Here is a 15,490-nt window from a genome sequence, read left to right as displayed (position 1 = left end):
TACGGTTTGTACGTCGTATTGCAACGCACAAACCGAATCATACAGGAAAATATCGAAGTTGGCACTAGGGCTTATTCGGAGATTTTCCTCGAACAAGCCCTGAATTCCAATTCCTCTTATTCAGAGATACCGCCGACGACACGCGAAAAGCCGCCGTCCACATAAGTGATTTCACCGGTAATGCCGCCGGCCAGGTCGGACAGCAGGAAGGCCGATGCATTGCCAACGTCCTCGATAGTTACGTTGCGGCGCAACGGAGCGTGATCGGAGACGAAGCCCAGGATCTTGCCGAAGCCCTTGATGCCGCTGGCGGCCAGCGTCTTGATCGGACCTGCGGAGACGCCGTTGACGCGCACGCCCTTGGGGCCGAGCGATTCCGCTAGGTAGCGCACGCTGGCTTCCAGCGAAGCCTTGGCCAGGCCCATGGTGTTGTAGTTCGGCACGACGCGCTCGGAACCGAGGTAAGTCAGCGTCAGCAGCGCCGAGTTCTGGCGCAGCAGCGGCAGCGCGGCCTTGGCCATTGCCGGGAAGCTGTAGGCCGAGATGTCGTGGGCGATCTTGAAGCCTTCGCGAGAGAGGCCATCCAGGAAATCGCCGGCGATTGCTTCAGCCGGCGCAAAGCCGATCGCGTGCACCAGGCCGTCGAGCTGATCCCAGGACTTGCCCAGATCGGCGAACAGGGCATTGATCTGCTCATCGCTGCCGACGTCGCAATCGAAAATCAGCTTGGTGTCGAATTCTTCCGCGAACTTGGTGATGCGGTCCTTGAAACGCTCGCCGACATAGGTGAACGCCAGTTCCGCGCCTTCGCGCTTGCACGCCTGGGCGATGCCGTAGGCGATGGAACGATTCGATAACAAACCTGTGATCAGGATTTTTTTGCCTTGCAGAAATGCCATGTTGACTCCGAGTGATTCGCCTTTGAAGCGGCAGCAGGCTGAAAGCCGCGCCGGATCAGGCGAAATAAGGGGGATTCCGGTTCTATGCAGTATATTTGCGCGGAACTGGGCAAGATTGTAGGGGCTAGCGACGGCGGGGGCAACTTTTGAGGTTCTTGCCGCCACGACTTATTGCTATTGTGTAAAAATTTATTCTGTAAAATAGCCGAATTGATTTTAAGTAGCTTGCAACTTTCAGCAACGGGCAATTCGACATGACAAGCACGCATGCGTAAATTCACTCTCTCCACATTGCTTCTGAGCTTCGCGGCAACAGTCGGATTCAGCGGCCCGGTTTTCGCCGATCACGCCTTCTCCCTGTACGACACGCCCAAATATCCCGCCGGTTTCACCCATTTCGATTACGTCAATCCCGATGCCCCCAAGCGCGGCACGCTGTACCTCGCGAATCCGGACCGTCGCACCAGCTTCGATAAATTCAACCCGTTCTCGCTCAAGGGAGTCGCGGCGGCGGGCGTATCGACGCTGATGTTCGAGACGCTGGCGATCGGTTCCTCCGACGAAGTCGCCACCATGTACGGCCTGCTGGCCGACGACATGACGCTGGCGCCGGACCGCATGGCGATGACCTTCCACCTCAATCCCAAGGCGCGCTTCAACAATGGCGACCCGGTCACCGCAGCCGATGTCAAATATTCCTACGACACGCTGCTGGCCAAAGGCGCGCCGCAGTTCAAGTCGATGTTCGCCGACGTCAGGCAATGCGTGGTGGTCGATGCGCAGACCGTACGCTTCGAATTCAAGACCCGCAACCACGAGCTGCCGCTGATCGTCGGCGGGGTGCCGGTGTTCTCCAGGAAGTGGGCTGCCGGTACCGCGTTCGACAACATCCAGCTGACGCCGCCGATCACCAGCGGTCCCTATCTGATCGACGCCTACGACGTCGGCCGCAACATCACCTACAAGCGCAATCCGGCCTATTGGGGTACGGATATCCCGGTGCGCAAGGGCAGCTTCAATTTCGAGCGTATCGCCTATCGCTTTTACAAGGATGACGTGGCGCGGCTGGAAGCTTTCAAGGCCGGCGAGTTTGACGTCGTGGTGGAATACAGCGCCAAGAACTGGGTGCGCAACTACAACGGCCCCAAATTCGCCAGCGGTGAAATCGTCAAGCGCGAACTCAAGCATTCCAACGGCGCCGGCATGCAGGGCTTCGTCATGAACCTGCGTCGCAACCAGTTCAAGGATGCGCGCGTGCGCCAGGCGCTGGGACTCGCGCTTGACTACGAATGGATGAATCGCCAGTTGTTCTACGGCCAGTACACGCGCATCTATTCCTTCTTCAACAACAGCGAGTTGGCCGCTACCGGCGCGCCGGAAGGCGACGAACTGAAATTGCTGGAATCGATCCGGGCTTCCGGCACAAAGATCGATCCGACCGTGTTCGGTCCGGCGCCCATACCACCCAACACCAATCCACCCGGCTCGCTGCGCGGCAACCTGCTGCAGGCACGCGAATTGTTGCGCCAGGCCGGTTGGGAATACCGCGACGGCGCCTTGCGCAACGCCAAGGGCGACGTCTTCGCCTTCGAGATCCTCGACGATCAGTCGGCGTTGTCGCGCGTGATCAGCATCTACGTACGAAACCTGCAAAAGCTCGGCATCCAAGTCACGCAGCGTACCGCCGATTTTGCGTTGGTGGCCAAGCGCATGGACGAGTTCGATTACGACATGACCAGCATTCGCTTCCCTGACGTCAGCAGTCCGGGCAATGAAATGTTCGACATGTTCGGCTCCAAAGCGGCCGACGAAAAAGGTTCCAACAACGTCTGGGGACTGAAGGACAAGGCCGTCGACAAACTGGTCGAAGCGCTGGTCGCGGCGAACACGCGCAAGGATCTGGTCGCCGCCGCACGCGGACTGGATCGCGTCCTGCTGCACAAATACATCGTGGTGCCGCAGTGGTACTCGTCAACGCACCGCGTGGCCTATCGCAACCGTTTCGGCATTCCCGCCGTGGCGCCGCTGTACTACCAGGCCGACCCTTACGTGATCTCTAGCTGGTGGGAAGTGTCGCCGAAATGAACCCTGTGATCATCACCTTCATCCTCACTAATTTGCCGGTGCAGCCATGAATCTCTGGTCCTATGTCCTCAAGCGCATCCTGCTGATGCTGCCGACGCTGCTGGGCGTCGTCGTGATTACCTTCGGTGTGATCCAGTTCGTGCCGGGCGGCCCGGTTGAACAGGCGCTGATCGAAATGAAGGGCCTCGGCGGCGGCGGTGAAGCCTCCGGCGGCGGCGCCTCGCAATACCGCGGCCGCCAGGGCGTCGACGCCGAGCGCGTCAACGAGATCAAGGCGCTGTACGGTTTCGACAAGCCGCCGGCCGAGCGCTTCTGGCAAATGCTCAAGGGCTTCGCCACCTTCGATCTGGGCAAGAGCTTCTACCACCATGGCGACGTCTGGCAACTGGTGAAATCCAAAATGCCGGTGTCGATCACGATCGGCTTGTGGACCTTCTTCCTGACTTACCTGATCTCGTTGCCGCTCGGCATCGCCAAGGCGGTGCGCGAGGGTAGCGCTTTCGATTCCGCCACCAGCGCGCTGGTGCTGGTCGGTTACTCGATTCCCGGCTTCGTGCTTGGCGTGTTCCTGCTGGTGGTGTTCGGCGGAGGGAGTTTCGTGCAGTGGTTCCCGCTGCGCGGACTGACCTCGGACGATTGGGCCACGCTGTCGCTGTTGGGCAAGGTCAAGGATTACCTGTGGCACATCACCTTGCCGGTGATCGCCTCCGTCGCCGGCTCGTTCGCGGTCATGACCATGCTGACCAAGAACACCTTCCTCGAGGAAATCCGCAAGCAATATGTGCTCACCGCACGCGCCAAGGGCCTCTCCGAAAACACGGTGCTGTACAAGCACGTGTTCCGCAATGCGCTGATCCCGCTGGTGACCGGTTTCCCGGCGGCCTTCATCGGCGCTTTCTTCACCGGCAGCCTGCTCATCGAGACGCTGTTCTCGCTCGACGGCCTCGGTCTGCTGTCGTATGAGTCGGTGATCCGGCGCGATTATCCGGTGGTCATGGGTACGCTGTATCTGTTCACGCTGATCGGCCTGGTGGTAAAGCTGCTCGGCGATCTTTGCTATGTCTGGGCCGACCCGCGCGTCCAGTTTGAAAGTCTGGCCAAATGAGCGCGACCGCCTTGATTCCAACTCCTTCGGTTTCCCCGGGCCGCCGCATCTGGCTGCGCTTCCGCCAGAACCGCAACGGCTATGTGAGCCTGATCCTTTTCCTGATCCTGTTCGTGATCAGCCTCGGCGCGGAACTGGTCTCCAACGACAAGCCGCTGGTGGCGAGCTACCACGGCAAGATTCTGTTCCCGATGCTGCACGACTATTCGGAAAAGGCCTTCGGCGGCGACTTCGAATCGCCGGCCGACTACCTCGACCCCTTTATTCAGGACCAGTTCAGGAAGGACGACAACTGGGCGATCTACCCGCCCAATCACTATCGCTTCGACACGCTCAACTATTTCGCCAAGCAACCGAACCCGGCGCCGCCGTCTTCGGAGAATTGGCTCGGCACCGACGACCGCGGCCGCGACGTGTTTGCACGTCTGCTGTACGGCTTCCGCATTTCCATTCTGTTCGGCCTGGCGCTGACGGCCACCGGCGTGGTGCTGGGCTTGCTGGCAGGCGCGTTGCAGGGTTATTTTGCCGGTCGCACCGACTTGTTCATGCAGCGCATCCTGGAAATCTGGGGCTCGATGCCCGAGCTTTACCTGCTGATCATTTTTTCTTCGATCTTCGAACCCAGCATCGGCTTGTTGCTGGTGCTGTTGTCGCTGTTCGGCTGGATGGGTTTGTCGGATTACGTGCGCGCCGATTTCCTGCGCAACCGCAATCTTGAATACGTGCAGGCGGCGCGTGCGCTCGGGCTGTCGAACATGCAGATCATCTGGCGCCACGTGCTGCCCAACAGCCTGACGCCGGTGGTCACCTTCCTGCCGTTCCGCATGAGCGCATCGATCCTGGCGCTGACCAGCCTCGACTTCCTCGGCCTCGGCGTGCCGCCTTCCACGCCCAGCCTCGGTGAACTGCTGGCGCAAGGCAAGAACAATCTCGACGCCTGGTGGATCGCCTTGTCGACCTTCATCGTGCTGACCGTGACCTTGCTGCTGCTGACCAATATCGGTGACGCCTTGCGCAATGCCCTCGATGTGCGGAGGAAAGCATGAGCCTGCTCGATATCCGCAATTTGTCGGTGCGCTTCGGCAACGCTACGGTAGTCGACGACGTCAGTTTCAGCATCCAGCCCGGCGAGAAGTTCGGGCTGGTCGGCGAATCCGGTTCCGGCAAGACAGTCAGCGCCTTGTCGGTGCTGCGCCTGAATCAGGATGCGCATTACGATGGTCAGATCCTGTTCAACGGCGAAGACATCCTGCAAAAGAGCGAGGCCGCCATGCGCGGTGTACGCGGTATGGACGCGGCGATGATTTTCCAGGAGCCGATGACGGCCTTGAATCCCTTGTTCACCATCGGCAACCAGATCGCCGAGGTGCTCATGCTGCATGAAGGTCTGAATGCCAGGGCCGCGGCACAGCGCACCGTGGCCTTGCTGGAAAAGACCGGCATTCCTGAGCCCGCCCGGCGCGCACTGGCCTATCCGCATCAACTGTCCGGCGGCCAGCGCCAGCGTGCGATGATCGCGATGGCGCTGGCTTGCCATCCGAAGCTGCTGATCGCCGACGAGCCGACCACCGCGCTGGACGTAACAATCCAGGTGCAGATCCTGGAGTTGCTCAATCAATTGCAGCGCGACGAGAACATGGCCGTGCTGCTGATTTCGCACGATCTCAACCTGGTGCGCCACTTCGCCGATCGCGTCGGCGTGATGGAAAAAGGCAAGCTGGTCGAGACCGCCGCCACCGGCGACTTGTTCGCCACGCCGCAGCAAGCCTACACACGTAAACTGCTGGCCAGCCGGCCGCAGCGCAATGTCGAGGAGGTAGTGCCGGATGCGCCGGTGCTGCTGAACGCCGACAGGCTGCGCTGCACCTTTTCGATCAGGCAAGGCTGGCTGAGCAAGAAGAAATTCGCCGCCGTCGACGACGTCAGCCTGACGTTGCGCAAGGGCGAAACGGTCGGCATCGTGGGCGAGTCGGGTTCCGGCAAGTCGACCCTGGGCATGGCCTTGCTGCGCCTGTCGACCGCCACGGTCGAAGGCGACATCCGCTTCGACGGTCAGCAGGTCAGCGCCATGAGCTCGGCCGCCGTGCGGCCCTTGCGTGCGCGCATGCAGGTGGTGTTCCAGGACCCGTTCGCCTCGCTGTCGCCTCGTCGCACCGTCGCGCAGATCGTCGGCGAAGGACTGGCCTTGCATCAGCCGCAATTGAGCGCCGCGCAGCAGCGCGCCGAAGTGATCGAGGCACTACACGAAGTCGGCCTGTCGGAAGACATGCTGCAACGTTATCCGCATGAGTTCTCCGGCGGCCAGCGCCAGCGCATCGCTATTGCGCGTGCCGTGGTGCTCAAGCCTGACCTGCTGTTGCTCGATGAGCCGACCTCGGCGCTCGACGTCACCGTGCAGCAGCAGGTGCTGCAACTGCTGGCGCAACTGCAGCGCAAGCATGGACTGGCTTACCTGTTCATCAGCCACGACCTGGCAGTCATCCGCGCCATGGCGCATCAGGTGCTGGTGATGAAGGACGGCAAAGTGGTGGAAAGCGGGGCGGTCTCCGAGGTCCTGCAGCAGCCCTCGCATGCTTATACCCAGCGGCTGCTGGCGGCGGCGACTTATGCCGCAGATGAGCTCCCGGATCATACGAACTCTGCAATTTCCTAATAGACTGTTGAAATTTTTCCCAATGTAAGCAGAGTTTACGATGCGGCCGTTATTGATATCGTGTTTTTATTCTGGGAAGAATACGATGCGGGGAAGTGATGAAATGCAGGAAATCCTGTTCACAGGTGCCAAGTTGGAAGACTTTGTGTCGAAGGAGCATCGGTTGCGGCCAATGCGTGACTTGGTTCAACGACGCACTTAAGAGGCTCAACTCTCGCTAGCTTGCAGTTCCAGAACGCTCTCCCGAACTTCTATCTTTACCGGATCGGTTTTCTTCCACTGCTTTTTCGGCAGGATCAGTTTCCATTGCGAGGTTTTATCCATATCACGGAAGAAGGCAACGACACCCACGTATTCCGCTTCGCTGTTCATTGCTTCACTGATGCTGGCATTGGCGTCCGGACGCAACACAATATCTTTGGTCGCCAACAAATCCGGCTTCAAAGCGTCAATGTCATCGCGCTGCAATTGCATATAGTCCAGCTTCTCAAAATTCTTTGCGGTCTTCAATTGATAAATCCGCACCACCGTCGACAATGAACGCCCGCCGCTGTCCGGGTTCAACGACGAACGCGCAAGCAGATCGATATTCATCGTCTTGATTTGCGTCGTGAAGGCCCATTTCGCTGCATCCACGGCGCTGTCTTTGGTCGCTTGAAAAGCACCACAACCGGCAAGCCCAACGAGCACGCATGTCGTCGCGCCGATTTTAAATTGATTTCTCATGATTTGATTCCTTTTATCTTTGTTGAACACTTCAATGTGCCGTTCCCGATCCGTCATAAATACCGAGCTGAACGCGCACGGCACGGTCATTTTTATTTACCAATGCGGGATCGGGCAATCTGCTTGAATACCCTAGCCGCACGTCGCTCGAATTCAAGGCCGGCGCGGGCATCAGTTCCGGTCTGACCTCCATGTGCAGGTGCGCCTGCGCCTCATAGCCAAGATAGAACTGCAACAAGGCCATCACCTCCTTGTGTTGCGCTTTCCCCGGCATCAAGCCAAGTACCGACTCCCGCGACTGCGGACGCAGCACCACCCGGATCGCGTTGGCACGATCGTAAAAGCCACGACCCAGGACGCAGTTTTGTCCCAACGGCATGCGCTCAAAGTCAGTCAAGTGAATCCATACCGGATGAAACTCTTCCACCTCAATCTGCGCATCCGGGACCGCATGCTGCAAGACCCCGATTAATCCTTCCGCAGTGCGTGTCTTTTGCCCCGCCAGGCCCAGCATCGAAAGTAATTTACGCGTACCGACATGTTGTTGCGTCTTGGCGGCGTTGCCGATCCCCAACCCAGCAAAACTCAACAAATAGCGCGAGATGTCGTCTTGCCCATTGGACCTGAATCCGGCCGGATACCGATACTTGCGCCATACCCGGTAAAACTGCGTGACGATACGATGGTGAAACATGTCCAAAAATGCCGCCAGCGGTTCGGCGCCTTCGCGGTTCTGGGCGATTTCATCGATGAAATACGCGGGCATGCGCGCATCGACGCCATACAAGCCCAAAAACGTCGTGCGTACCGACGGCGGCGCTGTCGGATCATCGTCATCGCGCTCGATCGTATCGATTTCCCGGTTGGAAAATCCCAGACGCTTGCGCGACCGAAAACGCACCGGCTCCAGAGTCGGCGAATCGCTGCTGCCCAAGGCAGGAAGGTGCGGTGCGGCCAGCTCCAGTAATTCGCAGAACCGAAAAAAATTCATCTGCGGCGCCTGCTCCAGCAAGGCGGGCAGCAAAGGCCGGTCAGACTCACCGCGGACGACCGGTGTCGGCGTCAGATAAGGCGCATTCAAAACGGTGCTCCTTCGCCTTTGGTATCGCCCCAGATGAGTCGTCGGCCGCTCGGTTGCGCCACGACCACCAGCCGGGTGTACAGATTTAAGGTGGCATACAGCGACAGGAAACGGTTCAGCATCTCGCCGAATAATTCAATATCCCCCTCGCCGGCAAACTGGTTGCCGTTCAGGGTGACTTCAATTTCCACGCCGCGCAGCAACCCGCCCTTGTCCAGCTTTTGCAGAGGACGATGACGCACATCGATAATGGCGTCGATGCGGCGTTTGTTCATCTCGCCTTCCGTCCAGTCATACAACGCCAGACTGCCGCGCAATATCTCGGCATCGAGCAAGGACAGATAATTGGGCGCCAGATGCGACAGCACACGCCAATGAAAACGGTCGCCGGTCGGTGGATACACCGGCAAGGTGGGTGCAGTCAGATTGCGCACCGCGCTCACATTGGCAAAGCCACCGCGCATGCGGCGGATTCCTGCTTCTCGCCATCCTTTACGTGGCAGCATGCCATTGGTTCCTGTGACCGACAGCGACAGAATTTCCTGCGGCAAACGATCCTGCTGTTCCCAGAGATGTCCGCCCAGCACCAGCCAGGCGTCGACATTGCCCGACGGGCCGCGCCGCATACGCGTATGGAAATACCGCTCCGGCATATCGTGGCGTAGCATGCCGCCGCGATGACGGAACGCGGCAAACGGCGCGTATTCAAAACGCTCGCCCGATGCAACCTCAAAGCCGCGTACCGACTCGACCGCATACACCTCAACGTGCTCGCCGTGATGCGCCATGGCATGTACCCGATACTCAGTCTCCAGATGGGTGGCGCTGATCGGATCGGCTTCCAGCTCAAAAAGATTCACCATCGGTGTACAGTACAAACGCACGTTGTCGGTGCCAAAGCGCATGTCGTCCGGATAGGATTTTTCCAATACCACTTCCACATCGAAATACGGCGCATCCAGAGGAATGGTCTGCATGTCCAGTCCGAGTAGATCGACGAACATGAATTTTTCCGGAAAGGTGAAATATTCCAGCAACAGCTGATAGCCGCCGAAGGCATTGTCAGCCTTCGGCCATAGCCGCTGGTCAGCGGCAAAGCCGGCAGGCTCCAGCCGCAAGTCCGGCATGAGCTGCGGTGCGCCGGGAGCATGGGCAGGATGCCCCGGCACACGTACTTGCACGGCCAGCGGCGCTGCCGTCAAGGCCTTATATAACGCCAGAGCCACCGGACGGTCGGCGTTCAGATACAGCCGCAGGCGCGGCACAGTCAGCAACTCGCGCTGTGCTTGTCCCTGTACAGCCAGGCGCAGGCGGATGACAGAACGGCCGTCGTCCCGCGTCAGCGGCGCCGCCTCGATCAATTTCAGGGGGTACAAATCGACGTCTTGCGTCGTCCGATAGATGCACTCGACGCTCTCCTCGCCAATGGGGTCGGAGACCGCCTCCAGGCCGGCTTCCAGTACCTCATGCCGTTGCAGAACGCCATATTCCGGCGTGAGCTCCAGAATCGACAGGGAGGGAATCATGCGCAGATAATGCGGCCACAGCATGCTGACCAGTCCTTCGGTCAGCTCCGGCAACTCATCGTCGAGTTTGTGGCGCAGGCGTCCCATCAAAAAGGCAAAGCCCTCAAACAAACGTTCGACATGCGGGTCGCGCTCGCCAACTCGGTCGATATTGAGCATGCGCGCACGGTCGGGGTGAGCCTGTGCAAATTCCTTGCCGGCTTCGCGCAGGTAGCGCATTTCTGCTTCGTAGTAGCGCAGGATGTCGTGGTCTTTGGTGGGTGTGGTCATCGTGTGAGGAGGGTTAGGGTCAAGCCAAGCCAACAGCACGCGCCGGGTCCAGCGCTGTCAACTCGCCAGCTAGTACATCCATGCGCGGGACGATGACGGCTTTGTCTGCGTCCTTGCGGCTGACGCGCAGCTTGAGTAAGCGCAGCAGGTGCAACTTGGCATCAAAGGCCAATGCTGGTTCCCAGGCATACAACATGTAACGCTGGGCTGTGGCATCGGCAGTCGTCAGTAGATGCACCGCCGTGTCTTGCCGCTCGGCGCGTTCGGCCACGCGCGCCATCACCAGTTGCCGGAGAAAGTAGTCGCGTTCGCCTTTCTGGGAAGGCAAGCCTTGCAACCACGCGAAGGCCGTCTCCAGTCCTCGCTGCGCCAACATGTCGTTGGCTTGCGCCTCCATTTCAGCCCAGTCGACGTGACCGGATGTCACGGCGACAGGCGCAACCGGTTCGCCGCGTTCGATGTCGCGTACTGTGGCATGGCGCGCGATCCATTCCAGTGTCACGTCTTCAGCGAATGGCGTACCGTCGTCAAAGGACAGCCTCTCAATACCTGGCAAGCGTCCCAGCATCAAGGCGCAATCGGTGGCGGCCAGATCGCGGGCCTGCGCATAATCTCCGCCGCCATGTTCTTGCGCCGTATGCGCGTAGTACTGCAAATCCAGCCAGAAATGATTGGCGCCTTCGGCGAATGCCTGTTCCACGCGGTCGAGCAGTTCCGGCCATTGCTTTTGCAGCAGCAGGCGTTTTAATTGCGCGCGCAGTTCGGTGCGCGGCGCGACCAGGCGGGTCTTGCCGCTGATGTCATGCGGCGGCACGTCAATTAACGTGTCCCAACGCACACAGCGCAACAGGCGATACGCAGCCAGATAGCCGTGCGGCTGCTCGCGCAAGAACAAGGCCATCTGCCGGGCGCGTTCCAGCAGGTCGCGGCTGGAAGCAATCTCACCGGCAGCGGGTAAGGCGGTATTGACGCCCGGAGCACTCGGTGCCGACACGGCAGACAAGGGGGATTCGTGTGCGTTTTCCATGCAGGATTCAAAGCGGCGGTACAGTCCATCAAGTTCCGGCCGCGCCGCTTCGGGCCATGTTGCCGTGCGCTCGGTGAGCAAGGCCAGCGCCGACAAACTGCGTTCCAGCAGCACGCCTTCCAGACCTTGCACGCGCTCCAGGCGATTGGCGAAGGTGGCGCCGGTTAGCCATTCCAAGGCGACCTTGCGGCTTTCGGCGCGTCGCGGCAGCAGTTGATCGCCGAAGCGATCCACCAGCGCCGAGAGCAGCTCCAGGCCCGAGGCCAGCCCTTCCGCACCCTCTTGACGCAGACGCCCGTAGACGTAATACACGGCCGGACGCACATCCTTGGCGCTGTGTTTTAACAGGCGTTCGGCGCTGTCGACGATCAGGGTGTCGTCGATATCGGAGAATTTAGCGACTTCTTCCTTGATGGCTAAAAAGTCGTCGTCATAAGTCAGGTCGCCGCCTATAGGCGAGTCCGGACTGATCGGCTGCAACCAGTCATCCCAGCGCGCTTGTGTGGAACGTGCCAGATCGGTAGGGGGGCGACTGCCGAACAAAGCATGCAAGAGTTTGTTCATCATGATGTTCACTTTCTGGTGGCGGCACCACGCGACGCCGCCACAAAAATCCGCGACGGCAACGCAAAATCACGCAAAGCCAGCATTTCCAGTGGCCCGCGTCCGGCTTCGGTACGCATCACATACGACAAGGGATACACCAGCTCGGCAGAGGCTGGCGCCATCGGTGCGCGCGGCATCAGGTTGTCTGGATCAAGCTTGGAGGCGGAGCTGATCACTGGTGCACTGATTACTGGTACGTCGGGTGTCGCCTGCCAGGTCAGTTGATAGGTGGCGCTGTCGATCGGTTCGATGCGGGCGCGCTCCAAGAGACGCACCAAGGCCCAGCGACCGGAGAACTCATAGTGCTTGTTGGTACCGGCTTGGTCGGTCTGCCATTGCAGGAGCGTGCCGGCATCCTGCGTCTGGTTGACCGGCCACACCAGGTTTTGCCATGTCTGGGGTCCGTTGCGGTAGCGCAGCTTCTGGGCATCGATGATCAGCGTGCTGTCCTCAATGCCTGGCGTGGGCATCGGTTTGAGTTCAAAGCGGTATTGCGGCTCTCCTTGCACCAGCAGGCGTGCACCAAGGCGTTGCAGCGTATTGATTGCTGCCAGAAAGCCTGGATCGAAATTGAGTTTGCTGCCGGCGTGGGGTACCCATTGGTCTGCTTGCAACTCCAGCACGCCCGCCAGTTGCGACTGCAGGAAGCTCGCAATCAAACCGCTTTGCGGTCTCAGGAATCGGGCCAGTTCCGGCAAGGAGGCATCGTTGTCGGTTTGAGCAAATGGGTAGCGGCCGCTGAATGCCTTGTACCAGGCTGCCGCGACGGTGTTGTTCCAGGCTTCGTTCAAGCCGGCCTGCGCCGGTTGCAATACCGTCTGCGTGGCTTGCACGACGGGCCGCACGAACAGTGCATCCCCCATGCTGGCCCATTGTTCGCCCAGACTGGCGGCGACCAGTTGCGCATAGGCTTGCGTGTCGGCCAGTTCGGAACCTTTTCCCTGAAATAGCGATAAGGCCAGTTGTTTGGCTTGTGCTTCGGCGTCGGGACTGCTGTTGATCTGTTGCAGTCGCAGGCGCAAGGCGCTGATGCGGTCCAGATACCGTTGCAGGCTCAGGTCGCTGTTGGCTGGCACATGGGTGTTCGTGCTGTCGGCGCCGCCATTACCATTGCCATTACCATTGCCATTGCCGTCGGCGTTGCCGATCAGGCGCAATACCGGGCTGAAGGTGCTGCCCAGCGGTCCGGCCGGGTCATTTTGCAGGGCTGGCGGCGTCGTGGCTTTGGTGGCGGTGAGAAGGTCTTGTGCCTTGGCCACCAGCGTGTCGGACAAGGATGCCTGCCGCACACCGGCAGTCCCCTGGTACTGCAAGGATTTCATCAGGGCGATGACCGGCGACTGGCGCGCATCAGTCATCAACTTCAATTGTTCAATGGCCGCCGGCATGGTCGGGGCTGCCTCCCATTGCACGTTGTTCATGAACATCTGCCATTGCTCGGCGTACTCGGCAAAGTATTGTGCGGTCAAGGCGGCCTGCAAGGCTTGCGGCGATTGGTCCGGGGTCTGCGTTGCTGGCTGCGCCTGTCCGGTCAACACCCAGTCGCGGGCGACCGTATTGCGTTTGGCGGCTTCGACAATGGCCGGGGCGATGGCGCCTTCATAAGCCTGGCGGGTGAAGACGCCGGACACGATGGCGTGGTTGCGGATCAGTCCGCGCGGGTCGGTCCCCACGGTCAGGGACGCCAGCGTCTGGTCAGGATACTTGTCAGTCGCGGCGGTGACGATATGGCGATACAGCGTGGTGTCGGCATGCTGTACGCCGATGGCGGCCAGCAAGGTCTGGCGGGCCGCTTGCACCAGGCCGGCGCTGGGGGTGATTTTCCAGTCAGGATGGGCGGCCAGATGGTTGCTGTAGAAGGTCAGCAGGCGTTCGCCCAGATCGCGCTGCTCGCCTGCCAGGAGATGAGCATCGAGCTGCCAGCGACGAATCAGCTGCGGCGTCAGGAATGCGGTGTCGCTGCGTGGCGGCTCGGCCAGCATCAGGTAACTTTTAAGTGCCTGATGACCGTCCAGCGCAAAGCTGCCGGCCTGCTTGTCGAGTTGATCGCTGCGCAGCTGCGCTAAGTCGATCAACTCGGTTTCCAGCATTTGTTGCACGGGTGCGACCAGCAGGTGCTGGCTGGCCTCACGGTACGGCGCCCACAGTGCTTGCAGGATTTCCTTGTCGCGATTCAACCCAAAACGCGTCAGCAACGGCGCATGATGCGCGGTGCGGTATTCGAAACGGCTGATTTCCTGTTGCACGTTGAGGAGCGCGCGCAAGCGGCTGGCGACCTGCGGCGGCTTTTTAAGGCGCTGTGCGACTTGCTGCAGAGCCGTGATGTCGGTTTGATTGATGACGGCGGAGGCCAGCATGCCGGTCATCCAGATGCCCAGGCCGGTCAGCGTAATGACGCTCAATACTGTTTCGGGGTGAGCGCCGACGCGACGGCCGCGTTGCGTGCGTACGACATTGCTCAAGTGACGCCACAAAGGCAGATCGGCACTGCTCATGGGATCTTTGCCTGCAGTGGCCACGCCGTGTGGATTGGGAAAGGGAGCAAAGAATGCACCTGTCACGACCTGATTCAGCCCGGCAATCCATGGCGCCAGAACCTTACTGCGGCCCTCAAGGCGTTGCGACAGTTCTCCGGCGTAGCGGTCATCTCGCTTGTCACCCAATTGCTGCACCGTGATCGATGCCAGGCGGCGACATAGCGAGAGCAAGCTTACTTCAATTTCCCTGGCATCGGCATGCGGAGCAAACTCACTACCCACCACGGCGCCATGATCCTGCTTATCGTTTCTATGCAGATCCAGCACCAACACCGGCGCACGCCAATGTAGCTCTTCTGCAATACGCGCCAAGAGCAAGCTATAGGTGCTGCTGGCACGGCGAGTCGAAGCCAGTGCACTCGCCTGACCCACGGTCAGTACTACCGCATCAATCGGACGACGGCGACGTAGTTTATAGAGTTGCTTTAACCAGGCCACGTCAGGCTGACCTTCGCTATCGGTGCGCGCAAAAAACAGGACAGCGTCTTCCGTGATCGCATAACTCTGTTCTTCCAGCTCCGGCAACAATTTCGTCACCGCCGCATTATCGCCAGTCAACAGCAGAAAACGCTGGCGATAATGCCAACGCCAACCATGACGCGCACGCATCTGACCGGGCAAATTCTCAAAAGGAGAAGCATTCGGCGTCTTTTGCGGGACGGCGGACGTATCAATATCGGCCGCTCGGTTATAAAAACCAGCCGGCATGGCATGACGCACGACGGGAACCTTCAACTTCAAGGATTTCATCACATTGCGCCATGCGTCGGAAAGCCGCCCCCATCCATCAAACAACATCACCAGCGCACACAACAAGGCGCTACCAGCGATCACTGAAGACCATAGTCTGATGGACTCGGGGGTAGTAATACCAAAAAACTTCCCCCAGATCCGGATCCCCGCCTCTAGTACGACAGCGAAAATCAAAATACATAGAAGGTCTAAGCGTAATTTTTGCATGATGAAATACTTGTT

The 15,490-nt window shown here is 59.6% G+C and carries 10 protein-coding genes; 4 read left to right on the top strand and 6 right to left on the bottom strand.

Features of this window, described 5'->3' with window-relative positions; genetic code table 11:
• Positions 1–116: 116 nt before the first annotated feature.
• Positions 117–899 (bottom strand): enoyl-ACP reductase FabI, encoded by a 783-nt coding sequence (fabI, locus tag F506_RS18455; RefSeq protein WP_053199848.1) that lies wholly within the window; start codon positions 897–899, stop codon positions 117–119.
• Positions 900–1,166: 267 nt separating this feature from the next.
• Here fabI and F506_RS18450 point away from each other — a divergent pair, with 267 nt between their 5' ends.
• From F506_RS18450 to F506_RS18435, 4 genes are read left to right on the top strand one after another with little or no spacing between them, the layout of a single operon-like run.
• Positions 1,167–2,984, top strand: a complete 1,818-nt coding sequence (locus tag F506_RS18450; protein WP_053199846.1) for an extracellular solute-binding protein — start codon at positions 1,167–1,169, stop codon at positions 2,982–2,984.
• A 46-nt stretch (positions 2,985–3,030) separates the two neighbouring features.
• Positions 3,031–4,089, top strand: coding sequence for a microcin C ABC transporter permease YejB (locus F506_RS18445; RefSeq protein ID WP_053199844.1), 1,059 nt, complete (start codon positions 3,031–3,033; stop codon positions 4,087–4,089).
• Positions 4,086–5,135: an ABC transporter permease gene (locus tag F506_RS18440; protein WP_053199842.1), complete on the top strand. Its 1,050-nt coding sequence runs from the start codon at positions 4,086–4,088 to the stop codon at positions 5,133–5,135. The genes F506_RS18445 and F506_RS18440 overlap by 4 nt, the downstream gene beginning before the upstream one ends.
• Positions 5,132–6,742 carry an ABC transporter ATP-binding protein gene (locus tag F506_RS18435; RefSeq protein WP_053199839.1) on the top strand — a complete coding sequence of 537 codons (1,611 nt, stop codon included), beginning with the start codon at positions 5,132–5,134 and terminating at the stop codon, positions 6,740–6,742. The genes F506_RS18440 and F506_RS18435 overlap by 4 nt, the downstream gene beginning before the upstream one ends.
• A gap of 207 nt (positions 6,743–6,949) precedes the next feature.
• On the opposite strand, the gene tssJ is transcribed toward F506_RS18435, so the two are convergent.
• The 5 genes from tssJ to F506_RS18410 all read right to left on the bottom strand — a co-directional run bounded on the left by tssJ (position 6,950) and on the right by F506_RS18410 (position 15,475).
• Positions 6,950–7,468, bottom strand: a complete 519-nt coding sequence (tssJ, locus tag F506_RS18430) for a type VI secretion system lipoprotein TssJ (protein WP_053201776.1) — start codon at positions 7,466–7,468, stop codon at positions 6,950–6,952.
• 31 nt (positions 7,469–7,499) lie between these two features.
• Positions 7,500–8,459, bottom strand: coding sequence for a type VI secretion system baseplate subunit TssG (tssG, locus tag F506_RS18425; RefSeq protein ID WP_083458317.1), 960 nt, complete (start codon positions 8,457–8,459; stop codon positions 7,500–7,502).
• Between the two features lie 86 nt (positions 8,460–8,545).
• Entirely contained in the window at positions 8,546–10,345 is a 1,800-nt protein-coding gene (tssF, locus tag F506_RS18420; protein ID WP_053199837.1) for a type VI secretion system baseplate subunit TssF, read from the bottom strand.
• A 19-nt stretch (positions 10,346–10,364) separates the two neighbouring features.
• Entirely contained in the window at positions 10,365–11,939 is a 1,575-nt protein-coding gene (gene tssA, locus F506_RS18415) for a type VI secretion system protein TssA (protein ID WP_053201774.1), read from the bottom strand.
• Positions 11,940–11,944: 5 nt separating this feature from the next.
• Entirely contained in the window at positions 11,945–15,475 is a 3,531-nt protein-coding gene (locus tag F506_RS18410) for an ImcF-related family protein (RefSeq protein ID WP_053199836.1), read from the bottom strand.
• Positions 15,476–15,490 lie beyond the last annotated feature (15 nt).

Source organism: Herbaspirillum hiltneri N3 (assembly GCF_001267925.1).
In the GTDB taxonomy this organism is placed as follows: domain Bacteria; phylum Pseudomonadota; class Gammaproteobacteria; order Burkholderiales; family Burkholderiaceae_D; genus Herbaspirillum; species Herbaspirillum hiltneri.
The sequence above is the reverse complement of the archived record's forward strand: the minus strand, read 5'-3'. Positions and strand labels throughout refer to the sequence as shown.

Coding starts and splice junctions, on each gene's coding strand:
- fabI (WP_053199848.1), bottom strand. CDS start 899: ATGGCATTTCTGCAAGGCAAAAAAATCCTGATCACAGGTTTGTTATCG.
- F506_RS18450 (WP_053199846.1), top strand. CDS start 1,167: ATGCGTAAATTCACTCTCTCCACATTGCTTCTGAGCTTCGCGGCAACA.
- F506_RS18445 (WP_053199844.1), top strand. CDS start 3,031: ATGAATCTCTGGTCCTATGTCCTCAAGCGCATCCTGCTGATGCTGCCG.
- F506_RS18440 (WP_053199842.1), top strand. CDS start 4,086: ATGAGCGCGACCGCCTTGATTCCAACTCCTTCGGTTTCCCCGGGCCGC.
- F506_RS18435 (WP_053199839.1), top strand. CDS start 5,132: ATGAGCCTGCTCGATATCCGCAATTTGTCGGTGCGCTTCGGCAACGCT.
- tssJ (WP_053201776.1), bottom strand. CDS start 7,468: ATGAGAAATCAATTTAAAATCGGCGCGACGACATGCGTGCTCGTTGGG.
- tssG (WP_083458317.1), bottom strand. CDS start 8,459: ATGAATTTTTTTCGGTTCTGCGAATTACTGGAGCTGGCCGCACCGCAC.
- tssF (WP_053199837.1), bottom strand. CDS start 10,345: ATGACCACACCCACCAAAGACCACGACATCCTGCGCTACTACGAAGCA.
- tssA (WP_053201774.1), bottom strand. CDS start 11,939: ATGATGAACAAACTCTTGCATGCTTTGTTCGGCAGTCGCCCCCCTACC.
- F506_RS18410 (WP_053199836.1), bottom strand. CDS start 15,475: ATGCAAAAATTACGCTTAGACCTTCTATGTATTTTGATTTTCGCTGTC.